This window comes from Thalassococcus arenae (assembly GCF_019104745.1).
In the GTDB taxonomy this organism is placed as follows: domain Bacteria; phylum Pseudomonadota; class Alphaproteobacteria; order Rhodobacterales; family Rhodobacteraceae; genus Thalassococcus_B; species Thalassococcus_B arenae.
Map to the genome: position 1 here is coordinate 1,971,233 of NZ_JAHRWL010000001.1, position 20,373 is coordinate 1,991,605.

21 protein-coding genes and 1 tRNA gene are annotated in these 20,373 nt (G+C 66.0%); 16 read left to right on the forward strand and 6 right to left on the reverse strand.

Translation table 11 applies throughout. The features are described 5' to 3' along the window. Nucleotides 1-43: 43 nt before the first annotated feature. The 10 genes from trmB (at nt 44) to KUH32_RS09870 (ending at nt 8,584) form a co-directional block, all read left to right on the forward strand. Nucleotides 44-757 (forward strand): tRNA (guanine(46)-N(7))-methyltransferase TrmB, encoded by a 714-nt coding sequence (trmB, locus tag KUH32_RS09825; protein ID WP_217777845.1) that lies wholly within the window; start codon nt 44-46, stop codon nt 755-757. 98 nt (nt 758-855) lie between these two features. Further along, entirely contained in the window at nt 856-2,211 is a 1,356-nt protein-coding gene (gene aroA / locus KUH32_RS09830; RefSeq protein WP_217777846.1) for a 3-phosphoshikimate 1-carboxyvinyltransferase, read from the forward strand. Further along, nucleotides 2,208-2,720 (forward strand): hypothetical protein, encoded by a 513-nt coding sequence (locus KUH32_RS09835; RefSeq protein WP_217777847.1) that lies wholly within the window; start codon nt 2,208-2,210, stop codon nt 2,718-2,720. Before aroA ends, KUH32_RS09835 begins: the two co-directional genes overlap by 4 nt. 7 nt (nt 2,721-2,727) lie before the next feature. Beyond that, complete coding sequence (gene cmk, locus KUH32_RS09840; RefSeq protein ID WP_217777848.1) at nt 2,728-3,342, forward strand: (d)CMP kinase; 615 nt, start codon at nt 2,728-2,730, stop codon at nt 3,340-3,342. Beyond that, entirely contained in the window at nt 3,339-3,656 is a 318-nt protein-coding gene (locus KUH32_RS09845; protein ID WP_217777849.1) for a hypothetical protein, read from the forward strand. The genes cmk and KUH32_RS09845 overlap by 4 nt, the downstream gene beginning before the upstream one ends. A 226-nt stretch (nt 3,657-3,882) precedes the next feature. Beyond that, a complete protein-coding gene (gene rpsA, locus KUH32_RS09850; RefSeq protein WP_217777850.1) occupies nt 3,883-5,586 on the forward strand; it encodes a 30S ribosomal protein S1 in 1,704 nt (567 codons plus the stop codon). 90 nt (nt 5,587-5,676) lie between these two features. Beyond that, nucleotides 5,677-6,957 carry a tetratricopeptide repeat protein gene (locus tag KUH32_RS09855; RefSeq protein WP_217777851.1) on the forward strand — a complete coding sequence of 427 codons (1,281 nt, stop codon included), beginning with the start codon at nt 5,677-5,679 and terminating at the stop codon, nt 6,955-6,957. Nucleotides 6,958-7,187: 230 nt separating this feature from the next. Further along, nucleotides 7,188-7,469, forward strand: coding sequence for an integration host factor subunit beta (ihfB, locus tag KUH32_RS09860; protein WP_217778391.1), 282 nt, complete (start codon nt 7,188-7,190; stop codon nt 7,467-7,469). A 3-nt stretch (nt 7,470-7,472) separates the two neighbouring features. Continuing rightward, complete coding sequence (locus tag KUH32_RS09865) at nt 7,473-7,832, forward strand: lipopolysaccharide assembly protein LapA domain-containing protein (RefSeq protein WP_217777852.1); 360 nt, start codon at nt 7,473-7,475, stop codon at nt 7,830-7,832. Between the two features lie 89 nt (nt 7,833-7,921). Next, nucleotides 7,922-8,584 carry a phosphoribosylanthranilate isomerase gene (locus KUH32_RS09870; RefSeq protein ID WP_217777853.1) on the forward strand — a complete coding sequence of 221 codons (663 nt, stop codon included), beginning with the start codon at nt 7,922-7,924 and terminating at the stop codon, nt 8,582-8,584. Here KUH32_RS09870 and arsC read toward each other — a convergent pair. Genes arsC through KUH32_RS09890 form a run of 4 tightly spaced genes read right to left on the reverse strand, consistent with a single transcriptional unit; the run spans nt 8,581 to nt 10,734 of the window. Then, a complete protein-coding gene (gene arsC / locus KUH32_RS09875; protein ID WP_217777854.1) occupies nt 8,581-8,919 on the reverse strand; it encodes an arsenate reductase (glutaredoxin) in 339 nt (112 codons plus the stop codon). The genes KUH32_RS09870 and arsC overlap by 4 nt on opposite strands. After that, complete coding sequence (locus KUH32_RS09880) at nt 8,916-9,974, reverse strand: quinone-dependent dihydroorotate dehydrogenase (RefSeq protein WP_217777855.1); 1,059 nt, start codon at nt 9,972-9,974, stop codon at nt 8,916-8,918. The genes arsC and KUH32_RS09880 overlap by 4 nt, the downstream gene beginning before the upstream one ends. Continuing rightward, nucleotides 9,971-10,399, reverse strand: a complete 429-nt coding sequence (locus KUH32_RS09885; RefSeq protein ID WP_217777856.1) for a DUF1330 domain-containing protein — start codon at nt 10,397-10,399, stop codon at nt 9,971-9,973. The genes KUH32_RS09880 and KUH32_RS09885 overlap by 4 nt, the downstream gene beginning before the upstream one ends. Next, complete coding sequence (locus KUH32_RS09890; protein ID WP_217777857.1) at nt 10,396-10,734, reverse strand: DUF952 domain-containing protein; 339 nt, start codon at nt 10,732-10,734, stop codon at nt 10,396-10,398. The genes KUH32_RS09885 and KUH32_RS09890 overlap by 4 nt, the downstream gene beginning before the upstream one ends. Nucleotides 10,735-10,886: 152 nt before the next feature. On the opposite strand from KUH32_RS09890, the gene KUH32_RS09895 reads away from it, so the two are divergent. The 6 genes from KUH32_RS09895 (at nt 10,887) to KUH32_RS09920 (ending at nt 18,552) form a co-directional block, all read left to right on the forward strand. Next, nucleotides 10,887-12,443, forward strand: coding sequence for a bifunctional metallophosphatase/5'-nucleotidase (locus tag KUH32_RS09895; protein ID WP_217777858.1), 1,557 nt, complete (start codon nt 10,887-10,889; stop codon nt 12,441-12,443). 140 nt (nt 12,444-12,583) lie between these two features. Continuing rightward, complete coding sequence (locus KUH32_RS09900; RefSeq protein WP_217777859.1) at nt 12,584-13,777, forward strand: class I SAM-dependent methyltransferase; 1,194 nt, start codon at nt 12,584-12,586, stop codon at nt 13,775-13,777. Nucleotides 13,778-13,786: 9 nt separating this feature from the next. Then, complete coding sequence (locus KUH32_RS09905; RefSeq protein WP_217777860.1) at nt 13,787-14,452, forward strand: SOS response-associated peptidase; 666 nt, start codon at nt 13,787-13,789, stop codon at nt 14,450-14,452. A 55-nt stretch (nt 14,453-14,507) separates the two neighbouring features. After that, nucleotides 14,508-14,581, forward strand: a tRNA-Gly gene (locus KUH32_RS09910). A 106-nt stretch (nt 14,582-14,687) separates the two neighbouring features. Further along, a complete protein-coding gene (locus tag KUH32_RS09915) occupies nt 14,688-16,487 on the forward strand; it encodes an ABC transporter transmembrane domain-containing protein (protein ID WP_217777861.1) in 1,800 nt (599 codons plus the stop codon). A gap of 166 nt (nt 16,488-16,653) precedes the next feature. Further along, complete coding sequence (locus KUH32_RS09920; protein ID WP_217777862.1) at nt 16,654-18,552, forward strand: acyl-CoA synthetase; 1,899 nt, start codon at nt 16,654-16,656, stop codon at nt 18,550-18,552. Nucleotides 18,553-18,604: 52 nt separating this feature from the next. On the opposite strand, the gene KUH32_RS09925 is transcribed toward KUH32_RS09920, so the two are convergent. Together KUH32_RS09925 and KUH32_RS09930 are read right to left on the reverse strand one after the other, a co-directional pair. Then, nucleotides 18,605-20,035, reverse strand: coding sequence for an amidase (locus KUH32_RS09925; RefSeq protein ID WP_217777863.1), 1,431 nt, complete (start codon nt 20,033-20,035; stop codon nt 18,605-18,607). 4 nt (nt 20,036-20,039) lie between these two features. Continuing rightward, the gene (locus KUH32_RS09930) at nt 20,040-20,330 is read right to left on the reverse strand and encodes an ArsR/SmtB family transcription factor (RefSeq protein ID WP_217778393.1); all 291 of its coding nucleotides are present in this window, start codon (nt 20,328-20,330) and stop codon (nt 20,040-20,042) included. Nucleotides 20,331-20,373 lie beyond the last annotated feature (43 nt).

Below are 20,373 nucleotides of genomic sequence, written 5' to 3' on the forward strand. Positions count from 1 at the left end.
GCGGGATTGAACCGCGCGGCGCGGCGCGGTATCTGCGCGCGTCATGACCACCTCGAACAAGCATCCCGGCGCGCCCTGGCGCAACTTCTACGGCCGCGTGCGGGGCAAGACCCTGAAAGCCAGCCAGGAGACCTATCTTGCCGAGGACCTGGCGCGCCTGTCGCCCGGCGCAGTGGAATGGGCGGACAATCCCGGTCGCGTGCCGCTTGATCTCGATGCGCTTTTCGGCAGCGCGCCGGTCTGGCTGGAGGTGGGTTTCGGCGGCGGTGAGCACATGGTGCATCAGGCTGTCCGAAACCCGGATGTCGGGATCATCGGCTGCGAGCCCTTCATCAACGGCGTGGCGATGTTGCTGGGCAAGATACGCCGTGCCGGGGTCGCCAATCTGCGGGTTCATCCCGGCGACGTTCGCAACCTCTTCGACGTGTTGCCCGATGCCTGCATCGACAGGGCCTTCCTGCTGTATCCCGACCCGTGGCCCAAGAAGCGGCATCACCGGCGCCGGTTCGTGACCCCGGAATTTCTCGACCCGCTGGCCCGGGTGATGAAGCCAGGGTCGGTATTCCGGGTGGCGACGGACATACCCGACTATGTGCGCCAGACGCTGGTCGAGGTTCCCAGGGCCGGGTTCGCGTGGCTGGCCGAACGCCCTGCCGACTGGCGCGAACCCTGGGATGACTGGCTGTCGACGCGTTACGAGCAGAAGGCGCTTCGCGAGGGCCGGGTGCCGCATTACCTGACCTTCCGGCGGCTTTGACGGCGGCGTCCGCGTATTTTCGAAAGAGAAGAAGCAGGGGGTGTGGATTCCGCACGCGCGGCGGTCTATCAGTCGGACGGTTCTGAAAAGGAGACGCCATGTCCGGCCACGGTGATCCCATTCCGATGGAAGCGTGCAAATCCGGTCCGTTGCGCGGCGAGGCGCATGTGCCGGGCGACAAGTCGATTTCGCACCGGTCGCTGATCCTGGGCGCCTTGGCGGTCGGCGAGACCCGGGTGACGGGCCTGCTGGAAGGGCAGGATGTTCTGGATACCGGGCGCGCGATGCGCGCTTTCGGCGCCGAAATGGAAAAGCGTGGCGACACCTGGCATGTGCACGGTGTGGGTGTCGGTGGGTTCGCCGAGCCCGACCGGGTCATCGATTGCGGCAATTCGGGCACCGGGGTTCGGCTGATCATGGGGGCGATGGCGACCGCGCCGATCGCCGCGACCTTTACCGGGGATGCGAGCCTGAACAGCCGGCCGATGGCGCGGGTGACCGATCCGCTGGCATTGTTCGGCGCGCGTGCCTATGGGCGCAGCGGCGGGCGGCTGCCCATGACGATCCTGGGTGCACGTGACCCGCTGCCGGTCCGCTATGCCACGCCCGTGCCCTCGGCGCAGGTCAAGTCGGCAGTGCTGCTGGCGGGGCTGAACGCACCGGGCGAGACGGTGGTGATCGAGCGCGAAGCGACGCGCGACCATTCCGAGCGGATGCTGGCCGGGTTCGGGGCGCGGATCGCCAGCGAGGACGGAAAGGAAGGTCGGGTCATCACCCTGCAGGGGCGGCCGGAACTGAAGCCCCAGACGATCACCGTGCCACGCGACCCGTCCTCGGCCGCCTTTCCGGTCTGTGCCGCGCTGATAACCGAAGATTCGGACGTGCTGGTGCCGAATATCGGGCTGAACCCGACGCGGGCGGGGCTGTTTACCACGCTGCGCGAGATGGGCGCCGACCTGACCTATGAAAACATGCGCGACGAGGGCGGCGAGCCGGTGGCCGATCTGCGCGCGCGGTTTTCGCCCGATCTGCGCGGCATCGAGGTGCCGCCCGAACGCGCGGCCAGCATGATCGACGAATACCCGGTGCTGTCCGCCGTGGCCGCCTTTGCGCAGGGCCGCACGCATATGCCCGGCGTCAGGGAATTGCGGGTCAAGGAAAGCGACCGGATCGACGCCATGGCGGTGGGCTTGCGTGCCGCCGGGATCGCCGTCGACGAGGGCGACGATTGGTGGAGCGTGCAAGGCCGCGGTTTCGGCGACGTGCCGGGCGGGGTGACGGTGGCCAGCCGGCTTGATCATCGCATCGCCATGTCGTTCCTGGTGATGGGGCTGGCGACCGAAGCGCCGATGCGGGTCGATGACGGCGGGCCGATCGCCACGTCTTTCCCGATCTTCGAGACGCTCATGCAGGGGTTGGGCGCGTCGATCATCCGCGATACGGTGCCGGCATGAAAGTGTTGATTACCCTGGTCGCGGCCTTTGCAGCCGCCTTGTTCGGCACCCTCCTGTGGCTGACCGAAACCTATCTGAAACCGCAGGCGGATGGCATGGCGCCGTTCGACGGGCGCGTTTTCGGCTATGATTTCGAGACCGCAAAAACCTATCTCGAAACGCTTACCGCCAATGGCCGGGCGGTCTACATGCTCGAGATGCGTCTGCTCGACACGGTCTTTCCGTTCACGCTGTTCCTGCTTCTGGCGCTGATGACCGGGCGGCTGATCCGCGAGCCGGGTTTCGGGCGACTGGTGCTGCATCTGATCCCGGCCTTCACCTATTTCGTCGCCGATATCTGGGAAAACTCGATGGTCGCGATGATGCTGCGGCTGGGGCCGGGTGGGATCGAGCCGTGGCAGGTGCAACTGGCCTCGGCGCTGACCATGGTCAAGTGGCTGGCCGTTGCCTTGTCGGTCGCGATGATCGGATGGTTGTACTTGCAGGGTCGTCGGACGGCCCGGGGCTGATCGGGCGATGTCGTTCACCGTGGCCATCGATGGGCCCGCCGCAGCGGGCAAGGGCACGATCAGCCGTGCCGTGGCCGGCCGTTTCGGCCTTGCGCATCTGGATACCGGGCTGCTGTACCGTGCGGTGGGCAAGCGGGTTCTGGCGGGCGCGGCGGCGATCGACGCGGCGCGCAGGCTGACGCCGGACGACCTGTCGGCCGACGATCTGCGGACGCCGGACGTGGCGCAGGCCGCGTCGAAAGTGGCGGCGATCCCCGAAGTGCGCGCCGCGCTGGTCGATTTCCAGCGCGCGTTCGCGCGGCGCTCGGGCGGCGCGGTACTGGACGGCCGCGACATCGGCACGGTGATTTGCCCCGAGGCCGAGGTAAAGCTGTTCGTCACCGCCAGCCCCGAAGTGCGGGCCGAACGCCGCCTGAAAGAATTGCGCGATGGCGGTCACGACACCGATTACGAAACGGTGCTGGCGGATGTCCGTCAGCGCGATGCCCGGGATACGGGTCGCGCCGATGCGCCGCTGCGCGCCGCGGAAGACGCCATCGTCATCGACACATCGGCGATGGATATCGATACCGCCGTCGCGGCCGCGATCGCCCATGTATCCCGAAAATACGGTGGCGCATGACCACGCATTCGGGCGCTGTTGTGATCTTTTCGCGGGCTGGCGGCTTTGCCGACCGGATCCGTGCCTATCGCGTGCTGGTCGATGGGAGCGAGGCGGGACACGTCTCGGCTGGCGATACCCTCTGCGTTCCCGTTTCACCCGGATTGCACCGGATCGAGGCGCGGATCGACTGGTGCCGCAGCCGGACAATCGAGATCGATCTCGCGCCGGGTGAGACGCGCCACATCGATATCCGCAATACCTATGGCGCCGCTCTGGCGCTTTGGGCGGTGACCATCGGCCATCGGTCATACCTGACCCTGACGCCGCGGTGACGGCGGTGCGAGCGGTGTGACGATGCGCTGCGGGCTGTACAGGCGCCGTCGCGGGGGCTTGCCCCGGTCCGGGGACGGCGCTATAGACCGCCTCGTCACCGCAGGCGAACACGCCGCAGGGCAAAGGGATCGAGCAGGGCCGGCACCTTCCGGCCCTCTTTGTTTTGCGCACCGCCCGCACGACCACATCAAAGACCGGCGGAGACAACCGCATGGCCAGAAAACCATGATCGAAGGAATGAAACGCCACATGGCAAATGCAACCATGGAGGAATTCGAGGCCCTCCTGAATGAAAGCCTCGAAATGGACACGCCCGAAGAAGGGTCGGTTGTCAAAGGCAAGGTCATCGCGATCGAAGCGGGCCAGGCCATTATCGATGTCGGCTACAAGATGGAAGGCCGCGTCGAACTCAAGGAATTCGCGAATCCCGGCGAAAATGCCGAAATCAGCGTTGGCGATGAAGTCGAGGTCTATCTGCGCGCGGCCGAAAACGCCCGCGGCGAGGCTGTCATCAGCCGCGAGATGGCCCGCCGCGAGGAAGCCTGGGATCGCCTGGAAAAGGCCTATGCCGGTGAAGCCCGCGTCGAAGGCGCGATCTTTGGCCGCGTCAAGGGCGGCTTTACCGTCGATCTGGGCGGTGCCGTGGCCTTCCTGCCCGGTTCGCAAGTCGATGTGCGCCCCGTGCGCGATGCAGGCCCGCTGATGGGTCTCAAGCAGCCCTTCCAGATCCTCAAGATGGATCGCCGCCGCGGCAACATCGTCGTGTCGCGCCGCGCCATTCTGGAAGAAAGCCGCGCCGAGCAGCGCGCCGAGGTCATCGGCAACCTGACCGAAGGCCAGGCCGTGGACGGCGTGGTCAAGAACATCACCGAATACGGCGCCTTCGTCGATCTGGGTGGTGTGGACGGCCTGCTGCACGTCACCGACATGGCGTGGCGCCGGGTCAATCACCCGTCGGAAATCCTGTCGATCGGCGAGACCGTCAAGGTTCAGGTCATCAAGATCAACAAGGAAACCCACCGCATTTCGCTGGGCATGAAGCAGCTTCAGGAAGATCCGTGGGATCTGGTGGCGGCCAAGTACCCGCTGAACTCGGTGCATCAGGGCCGCGTGACGAACATCACCGATTACGGTGCGTTCGTCGAACTGGAACCCGGCGTCGAAGGCCTGGTGCACGTGTCCGAGATGTCCTGGACCAAGAAGAACGTGCATCCCGGCAAGATCGTGTCGACCTCGCAGGAGGTGGACGTCATGGTCCTGGAAATCGACAGCGCCAAGCGCCGGGTGTCGCTGGGTCTCAAGCAGACCATGCGCAACCCGTGGGAAGTCTTTGCCGAAACCCACCCCTCGGGCACCGAGGTGGAAGGCGAGGTCAAGAACATCACCGAATTCGGTCTGTTCATCGGCCTCGAAGGCGAGATCGACGGCATGGTGCACCTGTCCGACCTGTCCTGGGACGAGCGCGGCGAGGATGCGATCCAGAACTACCGCAAGGGCGACGTGGTCAAGGCCGTGGTGTCGGAAGTCGACATCGAGAAAGAGCGCATCTCGCTCTCGATCAAGGCGCTTGGCGGCGACAAGTTCGCCGACGCGGTGGGCGGCGTGAAGCGCGGCTCGATCATCACCGTCGAGGTGACGGCGATCGAGGATGGCGGGATCGAGGTGGAATACGAGGGCATGAAGTCCTTTATCCGCCGCTCCGACCTGTCGCGCGACCGGTCCGAACAACGCCCCGAGCGGTTCTCGGTCGGCAACAAGATCGACGTGCGCGTCACCAATGTCGACAGCAAGACCCGCCGACTGGGCCTGTCGATCAAGGCACGCGAGATCGCCGAGGAAAAGGAAGCCGTGGAACAGTATGGCTCGTCCGATTCGGGTGCATCGCTGGGCGACATCCTGGGCGCGGCGCTGAAGGGCGACGAAAAGTAAGCCGGCCGCATCCAGTCAAGACACGAAGGCCCCGGTTTTCCGGGGCCTTTTTCCTTTGAACGGTGTAAAATCCCGGAAAGAGGACACCGGATGCCGCAGACCGACGCTTATGGAAACCGCCTGAACACCCCAAGTCCCGCGGCACGGGAAGCGTATGACCGAGGGGTGCAGGTGTTCCTGAGCGGGAATTACGGGGCTGCCGAGGCATTTCGCGACTGCGTCGCTGCCGATCCGGGTTTCGGCCTGGGTCACGCAGCTTTGGCGCGGGCGCAGATGATGGCCGGCGACATGGCTTCGGCCAGGACATCTCTGGGCGCAGCGGCGCGGCTTGTGGTTTCGGACGACACCCGCGCGCAACAGCATGTCGCCGCATTGCAGGCAGTGCTGTCCGGGCGATCGAAAGAGGCACGCGCGCTGGTCTTCTCCCATGTCCGCGACTATCCGCGTGACGCGCTGACCGCGCAGCTATGCACCAATGTCTTCGGTCTGATCGGGTTTTCCGGCGAAATCGGCCGCGAGGCCGAGCTTCTGGCCTATACCGGATGGCTCTTGCCGCATTACGGCGAGGATTGGTGGATACTGTCGATGCATGCCCTGTCATTGTGTGAAACCGGACGCATCGCAGCCAGCCAGGCGATGATGGAGCGCGCCTTGGCGCTGAACTCGCGAAACGCGCATGGCGCGCATTTCAAGTCCCACGCCTATTACGAAGCGGGCGAGACCGCACGCGGCCAGGCCTATCTGGCCGACTGGATCACCGGGCTCGACCGGCGTTCGATCCTGCACGGGCATCTGAACTGGCACGCGGCGTTATGGGCGTTGCAGGATGGCGATACCGCGGCGATGTGGTCGATCCTGGACAGCACGATCTTGCCGGATACCTCGCACGGCCTGCCCTTGAACGTGCTGACCGATACCGCCGCGCTTCTGTGGCGCGCCGAATTGGCCGGGATCGACGTGCCGGCCGATCGTTGGCGGCAGATGTCGGACTATGCGGCGCAACACTTCGATACGCCCGGGCAAAGCTTTGCCGACATGCATGCGGCCCTGAGTCACGCGATGGCGGGCGACGGCGACCGGTTGGCGCGGCTGGTCGAGGCGTCGCGCGGTTTTGCCGCCGACCTGGTGCGCCCGGTCGCCAGCGCCTGGGGCGCCATCGCGCGCCAGGACTGGCCCGGCGCGCTGGATGCGTTGGTCCCGGTCCTTGCCCAGTCAGAGAGGATCGGCGGCAGCCGGGCGCAGCGCGATCTGCTGGAACTGAGCCATGCGATGGTGTTGCTGAGACTGGGGCGCCGCGACGAGGCCAGCCGCGCCCTGGCCCTGCGCAGACCCTTTCTGGACAGGCCGGTTCCGGTTTCCGGTCTGCATTGATTCCGGCCCGGGACAGGCGCCGAATCGGTGTGATGCGCGCATCGACCTGTGTGTCTGTATTCGCGAATTCCCTGCCCGCGACGCGCGGATTTCCGCACCGTGCAGCCCACAAACCGCTGCTAGGCATGAGTTTTCCCGCACTTGCATGTTTCCCAAAGCGTGGCATCCGCGTATAGTCTGCGGGCACCAGGTGCCGTGCACAAGGCACTGTTCCAGGGGGATGTGTGGCGATGATCAGGTCGGAATTGATCCAGAAGATTGCGGACGAGAACCCGCACCTGTATCAACGGGATGTCGAGCGGATCGTGAACACGATCTTCGAAGAGATCACCAACGCGATGGCGCGGGGCGACCGCGTCGAACTGCGCGGGTTCGGTGCCTTTTCGGTCAAGAAACGGGACGCTCGGATTGGCCGCAACCCGCGCACCGGTGAATCGGTCAAGGTCGAGGAGAAAAGCGTACCTTTCTTCAAGACCGGCAAGCTGCTGCGCGACCGATTGAACGGAAAGTAGTCCATGCGATATATCCGCTATGCCTTCCTGCTGGCCCTGGCCATCGTTCTGGTGACCGTGGCTCTGGCCAATCGTGGCATGGCCACGCTGAACACGCTGCCCCAGGGGCTGGCCGCGGTGCCGGGAATGGACCTGCTGGCCTTCTCGGTCCAGTTGCCGCTGTTCGTGGTGATCTTTGCCGGGATCGTCGCGGGGCTGTTGATCGGCTTCGTCTGGGAATGGCTGCGCGAGCACAAGCACCGCGCCGAAGTGGCGCGCAAGCAGGCCGAGGTCAAACAGCTGGAACGCGAGTTGAAGCGCACCCAGGCCGAGCGCGACAAGGACAAGGACGAGGTCCTGGCGCTGCTCGACCGGGCGGGCTGACGGCGGGGTCGTTCGGGGGGGCGCTGCCCCCGTCGCGGCAAGCCGCGACTCCCCCGGGATATTTTCCAACCAGAGAAGAACGGACCGTCATGCCGGACGTCAGGGTCAAGATTTGCGGGCTGACCAAGCCCGACGATATCGAGGCGGCCGCTTCGGCCGGTGCGGCCTATGGCGGATTTGTCTTCTTCGCCAAAAGCCCCCGGCATCTGGAGTTCGCTGCGGCAAGAAGCCTGGCGCTGTACGCGCCCCCGGGACTGGCCAAGGTGGCGCTGGTGGTGGATGCCGATGATGGGTTCCTCGACGCGCTGACCGCGACGGTGCCGCTGGACATGTTGCAGTTGCATGGCCACGAGACCCCCGAACGGGTGGCAGAGATCAAGGCGCGCTTCCGCCTTCCGGTGATGAAGGCGGTCGGTATCGCGACCGCGGACGATTTGCCGGAAATCGGCCGTTACGCCCAGGTGGCCGACCAGATCCTGATAGATGCCAAGCCCGCGCCGGAAGCGGATCTGCCGGGCGGCAACGGACTTGCCTTCGACTGGCGGCTGGTGGCGGGCAAACGCTGGGCCAAGCCATGGATGCTCGCAGGCGGTTTGACGCCCGACACCGTGGCCGAGGCGGTGGCGTTGACCGGGGCGCGCCAGGTCGACGTGTCGTCCGGTGTGGAATCGGCACCCGGTGTGAAGGACGCGGGCAAGATCGCCGCGTTCGTCGCCGCGGCGCAGGCTGCCAAGGCGGTTCCGCGGATCTAGAGCAGGTCCAGCACGCGCTTGGGCGGACGCCCGATGACGGCGCGGTCGCCGACGATCAGCACGGGGCGTTCGATCAGTTTGGGGGCCCGGGCCATCGCGTCGATCAGCGTCGCGTCGTCATCGTCGCGCGACAGGCCCATCGCCCTGAATTCCGGCTCGTTCACCCGCATCAGCTCGATGGCGCGCAACCCCAGAGCCGTCAGAACGGTGCGCAGCTCGTCGGGGGATAGCGGATCGTCGAGATACCGCCGCACGACCACATCCGCGCCTTGCTGTTCCAGCAGGGCCAAAGCCTGGCGCGATTTCGAACAGCGGGGGTTGTGCCAGAGGATCATGTCCAGTCCTTTCGTCCGGTGCCGACCGCTTCGGCGACGGTTGCGAAACCGTCGCGAGCCAAGGCCGCGTCCAGCCCCTCGGCGATCTCGCGTACGAGACCGAGGCCGCCGAAGACCAGCGCGGTGTAGAGCTGCACCGCCGAGGCCCCGGCGCGGATCTTCTGGTAGGCCTGTTCGGCCGAGCCGACACCGCCAACGCCGATCAGCGGCAGGGTGCCGCCCGTCAACTCGGACAGCCGCGCCAGAACGCGGGTCGCGCGATCGAACAGCGGCTGACCCGACAGGCCGCCTTTTTCGCCGGCATGGAGCGATTGCAGCCCGTCGCGCGCCAGCGTGGTGTTGGTGGCGATGATGCCGTCGATGCCGGTGGCCAAGGCAACCTCGGCCACGTCGCGCAGGCCGGCGTCATCGAGGTCGGGTGCGATCTTGAGAAAGACGGGGATGCGCCGTGCCAGCCCGTCGCGGGTGTCGATCACCCCGCCCAGCAGCGCGGCCAGCGCGTCCTTGCCTTGCAGATCGCGCAGCTTTTCCGTGTTGGGCGAACTGACATTGACGGTGGCGAAATCGAGGTGCGCGCCGCAATGCGCCAGCACGGTGGCGAAATCGGCGGCGCGGTCGGTGCTGTCCTTGTTGGCCCCAAGGTTCAGGCCCAGCACCATGTCGCGTGGGCGGCGGGCCAGCCGGGTGGCGATGGCTTCCATCCCCTGGTTGTTGAAGCCGAAGCGGTTGATGGCGGCCCGGTCTTCGGTCAGGCGGAACAGGCGCGGGCGCGGATTGCCCTGCTGCGGGCGGGGTGTCGCTGCGCCGACCTCGACAAAGCCGAAGCCCGCGCGGCTGAGCCCCAGCAGCGCCTCGGCGTTCTTGTCGAACCCCGCTGCCAGTCCAACCGGGTTGGGCAGGCTCAGCCCGGCCAGCGTGCAGCGCAGCCGGTCGGACGTCACCAGCCCAGGCGACGGGGCGACACCGGCCTGCAGCGCCTTCAGCGCCAGCCCGTGTGCGGTTTCGGGATCGAAGCGGCGCAGCAGTGCCAGGCCCAATTGTTCGACGGCCTTCATCCGAACACCTCGCCGCTGCCGCGTGGTTCGCAGCGGATCAGCCGCGAGGTCAGAACCGCGGCCTGCCGGTGCATGACGGCAGCGCGGTAGGCCGGGTCGGTGACCATGGCCAGAAAGGCGTGCGCCGAGGGGTAGCGGGCGATGAACACGTGATCCCAGCTCTCGTCGTCGGGGCCGATCAGGGTGGTCTGGAACCCGCCGCGCCACAGGATCGACCCGCCCAGTCGCGCCAGCACCGGCGCGCTTTCGGCGCCATAACGGGCATAGGCCTGCGCGCCGGTCAGCCCGGCATCGGCCAGGGCGTGGTCGCCGGGATAGTCGGCCGTGTCGCGCAAGCGGACGAGGTTCAACATTTCTATCGGGTGATCGCGGGGCAGGGATTTGAACGCGTCGAACTGCGCGCGGGTGGGGTCGATATGGCTCATGAAAACCCGTCCGGGAAGACATGGCCATCGGGCCCAAGCGGCAGCGGCTGCGCCCAGACCACATGGGCCAGGGTCAGCGGGCCGTAGTAATGCGGAAATAGCGCACCGCCGCGGGACGGCTCCCACTTCAGGGCGTCGCCCATGCGGTCGGTTTCGAGCGCCGCCAGCATCAGACCGTCGGCGCCTGCGAAATGCTTGGCGGCGGTTTCGCGCGCCTGTTCCGCGGTCGAGAAATGGACATAGCCATCGGCGATGTCGACCGGCGCGCCGGGCGTTTCGCCCTGCGACCGGAGCGCATCCCATTCCGGGCCGCGCAGGATTTTGTAGATCAGCATGTCCGACCCATGCCGCGCCGGGAAATCGCGGTCAAGTGCCTCTGTCACCGGCAAGCCGCCGGGACGAGCGCCTTGCCCTCGCGTAGTTTTTGACACCGGCCGCAGGCAGGGACATCATCGCCCCAGATAATAACCCGACAGAGAGGATTCCCATGACCATTCGACTTTTGACCAGCGCAGCGGCACTTGCGCTGACGGCCGGTGTGGCCAGCGCCGATTACACGCTGACCATCCTGCACACCAATGATTTCCACGCCCGGTTCGAGCCGATCAACCGTTTCGATTCGGGATGCAGCGCCGAGGATGATGCCGAGGGCAAATGCTTTGGCGGTTCGGCGCGCCTGATGACGGCAATCGGCGAGGCGCGCGCGCGGTCGAACAACTCGATCCTCGTGGATGGCGGCGACCAATTCCAGGGCACGCTGTTCTACACCTACTACAAGGGCAAGCTGGCCGCCGAGATGATGAACCAGATGGGCTATGACGGTATGACCGTCGGCAACCACGAATTCGACGACGGCCCCGAAGTACTGCGCGGCTTTGTCGACGCGGTGGAATTTCCGATCCTGATGTCCAACGCCGACATTTCGGGCGAACCGCTGCTGGCTGGCGCGATCCAGAAATCGGTGGTGATCGAACGCGGCGGCGAAAAGATCGGCATGATCGGGCTGACGCCCGAGGATACCGATGAACTGGCCAGCCCCGGCCCCAACGTGACTTTCACCGATCCGGTCGCGGCGGTTCAGGGCGAGGTCGACAGGCTGACTGCCGAAGGCGTGAACAAGATCATCGTGCTGTCTCATTCCGGCTACAACACCGATCTTCGGATCGCAGAGCAGACAACCGGTGTCGACGTGATCGTCGGTGGCCATTCGAACACCTTGCTGGGCGACATGGAAGGCGCGGCGGGCGCCTATCCGACGATGGTGGGCGACACCGCGATCGTGCAGGCCTACGCCTACGGCAAGTTTCTGGGCGAACTGAACGTGACCTTCGATGATGCCGGTGTCATCACCGAGGCGGTCGGCGCGCCGATCATCATGGATGCCGCGGTCGCCGAGGACGAGGCGACCAAGGCGCGTATCGCCGAAGCCGCGGTGCCGCTGGAAGAAATCCGCAACCGGGTCGTGGCCGAAGCCGCCGAAGCCATCGAGGGCGACCGGTCGGTCTGCCGGGCGATGGAATGCCCGATGGGGTCGCTCATCGCCGATGCGATGCTCGACCGGGTCAAGGACCAGGGCATCCAGATCGCCATCCAGAACGGCGGCGGCATCCGTGCGTCGATCGACGCCGGCCCCATCACCATGGGCGAGGTGCTGACCGTGCTGCCGTTCCAGAACACGCTGTCGACCTTCCAGGTGACCGGTGCGACCATCGTCGCGGCGCTGGAAAACGGCGTCAGCCAGATCGAGGAAGGCGCAGGCCGCTTCCCCCAGGTGGCGGGGCTCAGCTATGCCTTCGACGCGACCAAGCCCGCCGGCGAACGGGTGTCCGACGTGATGGTGGGCGGTGCGCCGATCGAGATGGACAAGGTCTATGGCGTGGTGTCCAACAACTATGTCCGCAATGGCGGCGACGGCTATGCGATGTTCCGCGATGCCCAGAACGCCTATGATTTCGGCCCCGACCTGGCCGACGTCACCGCCGAGTTCCTGGCCAAGACGGGACCGTTCAAGCCCTATACCGACGGCCGCATCACCAAGAAATAACGCTCCGGCGGCGCGCCTGGCCAACCGGGCGCGCCGTCCCTTTTTCATCTTGCAAGGTAAACTCCGGGGGAGGCCCGCAGGGCCGGGGGCAGAGCCCCACCCGGCTTTCCATCCCGCGCCGCCCATGCCATGACAGCGGCATGGTCACGGTCACCGAACATTACGACGCCTATCCCTATCCCGAACGCGATCCGGCGGACGAGGCGACGCGCCTGGTCACCGGTTCGCCCTCTCATCCGCTCGAGATCGACCATTACCTGTTCGGTGGAAAACGTGACTGGTCGCAGCCGTTGCGCGTTTTGGTGGCGGGGGGCGGCACCGGGGACGGGCTGATCCAGCTGGCCACATTGCTGACCAAGGCGGGCAAGCCGTTCGAGATCACCTATCTTGACCTGTCGACCAGGGCACGGGCCGTTGCCGAGGCCCGCGCGGCGGCGCGCGGTCTGACGGGTATCGCCTTTCACACTGCCAGCCTGCTGGATGCGCCCGATCATGGGTCTTTCGACTACATCGACTGCTGCGGCGTGCTGCATCACCTGCCCGATCCGCCGCAGGGCTTTCGCGCCCTGCGCGCCGCGTTGGCGCCGGGTGGTGGCATGGGGTTCATGGTCTACGCGCCTTACGGACGGTCCGGCGTCTATCCCTTGCAAGAGGCATTCGGCGTCCTGTTCGCGGGGCTGTCCGCACAGGACAGGCTGAAGCGGGCGAAGGCGATCGTTGCCGGCCTGCCCTCGGGCCATCCCTTTGCCGCCAATCCCAATCTCGGCGATCACCGTGCGAGCGATGCAGGGTTTTACGATCTTCTGTTGCATGGCCAGGACCGTGCCTATTCGGTGACGGAACTGGCCGGCGTGCTGTCGGACACGGGATGGCGGTTGCAGGGTTTCACCACGCCGGCCCTCTACGACCTGGCTCGCATCACCGACCGACCCGCCGGCATGGACGATGTGACCGCCATGGCGCTGGCGGAAAAGCTGACCGGCACGATCCGGGTGCATGTCGCCTATGCGGTGCCGTCCGGCGATCCCCGAAAGCCGGCAAGCGGCAGCGACCGGACGCTGGTTCCGCACCTGAAGGGTGTGGCGCCTCGGGTCCTGGCGCAAGCGGTGGCGCAGGGCAAATCGCTTCCGGTGAGCAGCGACGGCGTCAAGGCGGAGCTGCGCCTGCCGCGCGAAGCCGCGGTGCTGCTGGCCGACATCGACGGCCGGCGCGATCTGGCCCGGATCGCCGCCGGCGCGGGGCTCGACCCGCTGGCCTTCGGCGCGTTGTGGTCGAAGGTCGAAGCGCCGTTGCTGAACTGGGGTCTGCTTCTCTATTCCGGGATGCTGCGCTAGGCTGATCCCATGTGCGGACGTTTCGCCCTGACCCTGCCGCCGGATGCGATGGCGCAATTGTTCGATGCCGTGCCCGGCAACGATCTGCCGGAGGTTCCGAACTACAACATCTGCCCCACCAACCGCGTTCACGCGGTGATGAGCGAGGATGGCAATCGGCGCCTGACCGCGATGCGGTGGGGCTTTCTTCCGCACTGGTACAAGACCACCAATGGCGGTCCGCTGCTGATCAACGCGCGCGCCGAAACCATCGCCGAGAAGCCCGCCTTCAAAGCCGCCGCCCGATCGCGGCGTTGCCTGATACCGGCCAGCGGCTTTTTCGAATGGACCAAGGACGAAGAGGGCACGCGCTATCCCTGGTTCATCCACCCCGCCGATGACGGGCCGATGGTCATGGCCGGGGTCTGGCAGGATTGGGAACGCGACGGCGAGGCACACAGGACCTGCGCCATCGTGACCTGCGCGGCCCAAGGGCCGGTGGCCGAAATCCATCATCGCATGCCGGTGATCCTGGCACCCGCGGACTGGGCGCTTTGGCTTGGCGAAGGCGGGCACGGCGCCGCGGCGCTGATGAAGGCCGCGCCAGCCGACGCCCTGCGCCTGCACCGCGTCGACCGGGCCGTCAATTCCAACCGTGCCAGCGGTCCGCAGTTGATCGCACCGGTCGCCGCCTGAGCCCGCGCCCCACGCTTGACGTGGCCGGGGTGCTGACATAAGCCTGAGCCACCAGGCGGGCATGGTGAAATGGTATCACACGAGCCTTCCAAGCTCTTGGTGCGGGTTCGATTCCCGCTGCCCGCTCCAGCTTTCTCCGCCAGATGAACGATCTTGCGCGTCAGCCGCGTCAAAGCGGCGCTTGACGCGTCGCGCTGAGATGGCAAAACACCCTGACGCTTTGCAAGGACCGTACATGGCCAACGACACGCAGCCGAAAAAGGCACAGGACGAGCGCGAGAAATCCCGCAACCTGCGGGCCTTGTCGCAGTTGTGGCCGTTCTTGCTTCCGTATCGCGGCCTGATGGCGGCGGCCATCGCGGCGCTGGTCGCGACGGCCACCGTGTCGCTGATCCTGCCGATGGCGGTGCGCCGGGTGGTGGACAATTTCAACACCAAGTCCGGCGAATTGCTGAACCTCTATTTCGGTGCCGCGCTGGCCATCGCCGCCGCGCTCGCGCTTGGCACCGCGCTGCGCTACGCGCTGGTCACGCGGCTTGGTGAACGGGTCGTCGCCGATATCCGCAAGGCGGTGTTCAACCGCGTCATAGGCCTTTCGCCATCCTTCTATGAAAAGACCATGACCGGCGAGGTTCTGAGCCGGATCACCACCGACACGACGCTGATCCTGTCGGTGATCGGTTCATCCATCTCGATCGCGTTGCGCAACCTTCTGTTGTTCGTGGGCGGCATTGTGCTGATGCTCATCACCTCTCCCAAGCTGACAGCCCTGGTGTTGCTGATCGTGCCAGCCGTGGTCGTGCCGATCCTTGTGCTGGGTCGAAAACTGCGCAAGCTCAGCCGCGAGAACCAGGACTGGATCGCGGCGTCGTCCGGCAATGCTTCCGAGGCGTTGACCAGCGTACAGACGGTGCAGTCCTACACCCACGAGGCGTTGTCGCAATCGGCGTTCGGGGACGTCACCGAAAAAAGCTTCGATGCCGCGCGGCGGCGAATCTGGACCCGCGCGCTGATGACGGCGATCGTGATATTTCTGGTCTTCACCGGGATCGTCGGCGTTCTGTGGGTCGGCGCGTGGGATGTGCGCGCGGGGGCGATCAGTGCCGGCACGTTGATCCAGTTCGTGATCTATTCCGTGATGGTCGCCGGCGCGGTGGGGGCGCTTTCGGAAATCTTCGGCGAACTGCAACGCGCCGCAGGCGCGACCGAACGGCTAGTGGAACTGCTGACGGTCGAGGACGACGTCAGAGACCCCTTTGATCCTTTGCCCATGGCGCAACCGGTGCGCGGCGAGATCGTTTTCGACAAGGTCAGTTTCAGCTATCCCGCAAGGCCCGGCGTGCAGACGCTGGACGGCATTGACCTGCATGTGCAACCCGGGGAAACCGTGGCGCTTGTCGGGCCGTCCGGCGCCGGCAAGACGACGATCATCCAGCTGATCCAGCGGTTCTACGATCCGACCGGCGGCGAAATCCGGCTGGACGGTGTGCCGCTGAACGCCATGCGCCGCACCGATTTCCGTGCCCATCTGGCGCTGGTGCCGCAAGACCCGGTGATCTTCGCCGCCTCGGCGCGCGACAATATCCGCTTTGGCCGCCCCGACGCCAGCGATGCCGAGATCGAGGCCGCCGCCCGCGCTGCCGCCGCGCATGATTTCATCGCTGATCTGCCCGATGGCTACGACACCTGGCTGGGCGAACGCGGCGTGATGCTGTCGGGGGGGCAGAAACAGCGCGTTGCCATCGCGCGCGCCATTTTGCGCGATGCGCCTGTGCTTTTGCTGGACGAGGCGACTTCGGCGCTGGACGCCGAGAGCGAACGCGCCGTGCAGCAGGCGGTCGACACACTGGCCCAGGGCCGCACGACGATCATCGTCGCGCACCGCCTGGCCACGGTGAAGAAAGCCGACCGCATCGTCGTCATGAACGATGGCCGTATCGTCGCCACCGGCAGCCATGACGCGCTGGTTGCCGAGGGCGGGCTGTATGCCAGGCTGGCGCGCTTGCAATTCACCGACGGTCTGGCAGCCGAGTAACGCTTCCTGGGGATCTCGCCGATCCGTCCGAAACGCTGCGTCACAGCGATGCTGCCGCAGCGTCCGATCCTCTTGCGCGGTGGGTCGTTCCTCATCACACTGGCGCGCAAGAAAAGGGGAGACGGGCCCGCCCGAGAACGGGACCAGACATAGGGGAGGAGGCGCCATGGCTTATGCCAGCATGGCCGATCGCGATTCGATCGAAAACGAAATGCCGTGGGAGGCACGCGACGTGCCGAAAACGGTCTGGGCGCAGCTGAGCAAGACCGCCGCTGCCTTTCCCGATCGTCCCGCGGTCAGCTACCAGTTGCTTTCCGGACCCAAGGACAAGGCCGAAACGCTGACCTGGCGACAGTTGCAGGAGATGACGGCGCAAGCGGCGAACCTGTTCCGCAGCCTGAAGATCGGCGAAAAGGACGTGGTCGCCTATGTCCTTCCGAATTGCAACGAAACCATCGCGACGCTGCTGGGCGGCATGGTGGCGGGCATCGCCAACCCGATCAACCCGCTGCTGGAACCCGAACAGATCGGCGCCATCCTGCGCGAAACCGACGCCAAGGTCGTCGTCACGCTCAAGGCCTTTCCCAAGACCGATGTGGCCCAGAAGGTGGCCGAGGCGGTGCGCCACGCGCCGCGCGTGCACACGGTTCTTGAGATCGACCTCAACCGCTACCTGACGCCGCCCAAGTCGTGGATCGTGCCGCTGATCCGGCCCAAGAACCCGGGCAACCACCACGCCGACGTCAAGGATTTCGTGTCCGAGATGGCCAAGCAGCCCAAGACGCTGCAATTCGCCGACAGCACCGGCGACCGGGTCGCGGCTTTTTTCCACACCGGCGGCACGACAGGCATGCCCAAGGTCGCGCAGCACCTCTACTCCGGCATGATCTACAACGGGTGGCTGGGCCACCGGCTGCTGTTCTCTGAAGAGGACAACATCATCTGCCCGCTGCCGCTGTTCCATGTCTTCGCGGTGCACGTGATCCTGATGGCGTCGCTGGCATCGGGGGCGCATGTCGTCTTTCCGACGCCGCAGGGCTATCGCGGAGAAGGCGTGTTCGACAATTTCTGGAAACTGTGCGAGCGCTGGAAGATCACCTTCATCATTACCGTTCCCACGGCGATCTCGGCGCTGATGCAACGGCCGGTCGATGCGGATGTCTCGACGGTCAAGACGTCGTTCTCGGGCTCGGCTCCTCTGCCGCTGGAATTGTTCCGGCGCTTCGAGAAAGCCACCGGCGTGACGGTGGTCGAGGGCTATGGTCTGACCGAGGCGACCTGCCTGGTGTCCTGCAACCCGCCGGACGGCAACAAGAAGGTCGGCTCGGTCGGCATCCCCTTTCCCTATACCGAGGTCAAGATCATCCAGCAGACCGCGGATGGCCCGCGCGAATGCGTCGCCGACGAGGTGGGCGAAATCTGTGTCGCCAACCCCGGCGTCTATGCCGGTTCGACCTATACCGAGGTGGACAAGAACAAAGACCTGTTCCATGCCGACCTGTTCCTGCGTACCGGCGATCTGGGCCGGATCGATCCCGACGGTTATCTGTGGATCACCGGCCGCGCCAAGGATCTGATCATCCGCGGCGGTCACAACATCGACCCGGCGGAAATCGAAGAGGCGTTGCTGGCGCATCCGGCCGTCGCCTTTGCCGGCGCCATCGGCCAGCCCGACAGCCACGCGGGCGAACTGCCCTGCGCCTTTGTCGAGCTGGTGGCCGGGGCCAGCGTCACCGAGGAAGAGCTGATCGAGCATTGCAAGGTGCATGTCCACGAACGCGCCGCGCACCCCAAGCACATGACGATCCTCGGCGAATTGCCCAAGACCGCCGTCGGCAAGGTGTTCAAACCCGACCTGCGCAAGCATGCCATCACCCGGGTCTACAATGCGGCGCTGGAAAAGGCGGGATCGCCGGCGCGCGTCGTGTCGGTGATCGACGACAAGAAACGCGGGCTGGTCGCCCAACTGGACCGCAAGGGCGCCGATGCCGATCAGGTAAGCCAGGTGCTGGGCGAATTCACCCGGCCTTGGGAATGGGCGGAAAAGGCCGAAGCCGCAGCCTGATCCCGCACCTTGTGATCTTTACCGAGCGGGCCGCCTGCGCGGCCCGTTTTTCCTAGGGTTTGACGATCGGGTCGATCGGCACCAGACGCAGATCCAGACGCTCTTCAAGCACGCGGGCGATCTGCAACAAGCGCCCTTCACCGCGCGGCGGGCCGATCAGTTGGATCCCCAAGGGCATCCCCGAGGGCGTGAAGCCGATCGGAAGGGACAGCGCCGGTAGGCCGCAGAGCGTGGCGACGAAGGCGAAGCGCAACCAGTCGAGATAGTCGCGCGAAGGCACGCCGGCGATTTCGGGCGGGAATTCCTGCTCCTGCGGTCCGGGTGCGATGCCGTTGACCGGCAAGGCCAGCACATCGAACCGCGCCAGGAAATCCCGCATGACTTCGTAGGCCTTGGTCCGTGCCACCAGCGCCTCGGCGACCTCGTCGACGGTCAGAGCGCGGCCTTCGGCGATGTTCTGCTGCAGGGTCGGCTTGTAGTGGCGGGTCACATGGTCCGGCGTGATCCGGGCCGATGTCCAGAAGCCGAGCGCGCGCAGGGTGCGGAAGGTGCGGTCGATGTCGCGTATGTCCGGCGTTTCCTCGACAACGTGGATACCCGGCCCCTGCACGGTCTCCATACCCCGGCGCAACACATCGGCGACCTCGCTTGTCACCGGGCCCAGGCCGTTCAGATCGGGTGAGAAGGCGATCCGGACTGGACCGGGATCGGCGAGACAGGTCGCCAGATAGGACGTCTCTGGCGCCGGATAGGACAGCGGCGAGATCGGGTCGAACCCGGCCATCGCATCCAGAAACAGCGCCACATCCGCGACGGTGCGCGCCATCGGTCCGTCGACCGGCATCGGGTTGAACGTGTCGGCGGCCGACCCGCTGCCGACAATCCCGGGCGAGGGGCGCAGGCCCACGATGCCGTTGAAGCTGGCCGGGGTGCGCAAGCTGCCGCCCAGATCGGACCCGTGGCTCAGCCAGGCCTGCCCGGTGGCCAGCGACACCGCCGCGCCGCCGGACGAGCCGCCGGCGTTCAGCCGGGTGTCCCAGGCGTTGAAGGTGGGCCCGAACACCGCGTTGAAGGTGTTGGCGCCGGCGCCCATCTCGGGCGTGTTGGTCTTGCCTGTGACGATACCGCCGCGCCTCTCGATGCGGGCGATGACGGGGTCGGTCGTGGTCGGGACGTGGTCGGCAAAGGCCCGGGTGCCCCAGGTGGTGCGCACGCCAGCGACCGGGTTCAGATCCTTGACGCCAAAGGGCAGTCCGGCCAGCAGGCTGTCGGGATCGACCTTCGCCGCCGCAGCCCGCGCGCGATCCTCGCACAGGGTAGGCAGGGCGTTGACGGTCGCATCGACCTGCGCGGTGCGGGCCAGGCTTGCGGTGATCAACTCGTTCGGGGAAACCTTGCGCGCTTTCAGCAAGGCCACTGCCTCGCGCGCGGTCAGGCGGCAGAGATCGGAGCCGGTGAAAACCGTCTCGGGCCGTCCGGTCACCGGATCAGCACCCCTTGTCGGAACAGAAAATGTCGTACAGCAGCGCGATGATGCGGCTCGTGTCTTCGCCAGCCAGGCTGTAATAGATCGTTTTGCCCTCGCGCCGGGTCTGAACAAGCCCTTCTTCGCGAAGCCGCGCCAACATCTGGCTGACGGCTGCCTGGCGCATCTGCAGCAAGTCTTCCAATGCACCCACCGATTTTTCGCCCGAACCGAGGTGGCAGAGAATCATCAGCCGGCCCTCATGGGCCAGTGTCTTCAGAAACGCTGCCGCATCCTGGGCATTGGCTGCCATTTCCTTGGGCGGCGGAGGGGAAAGATCAAAGGTCACGGGTGCA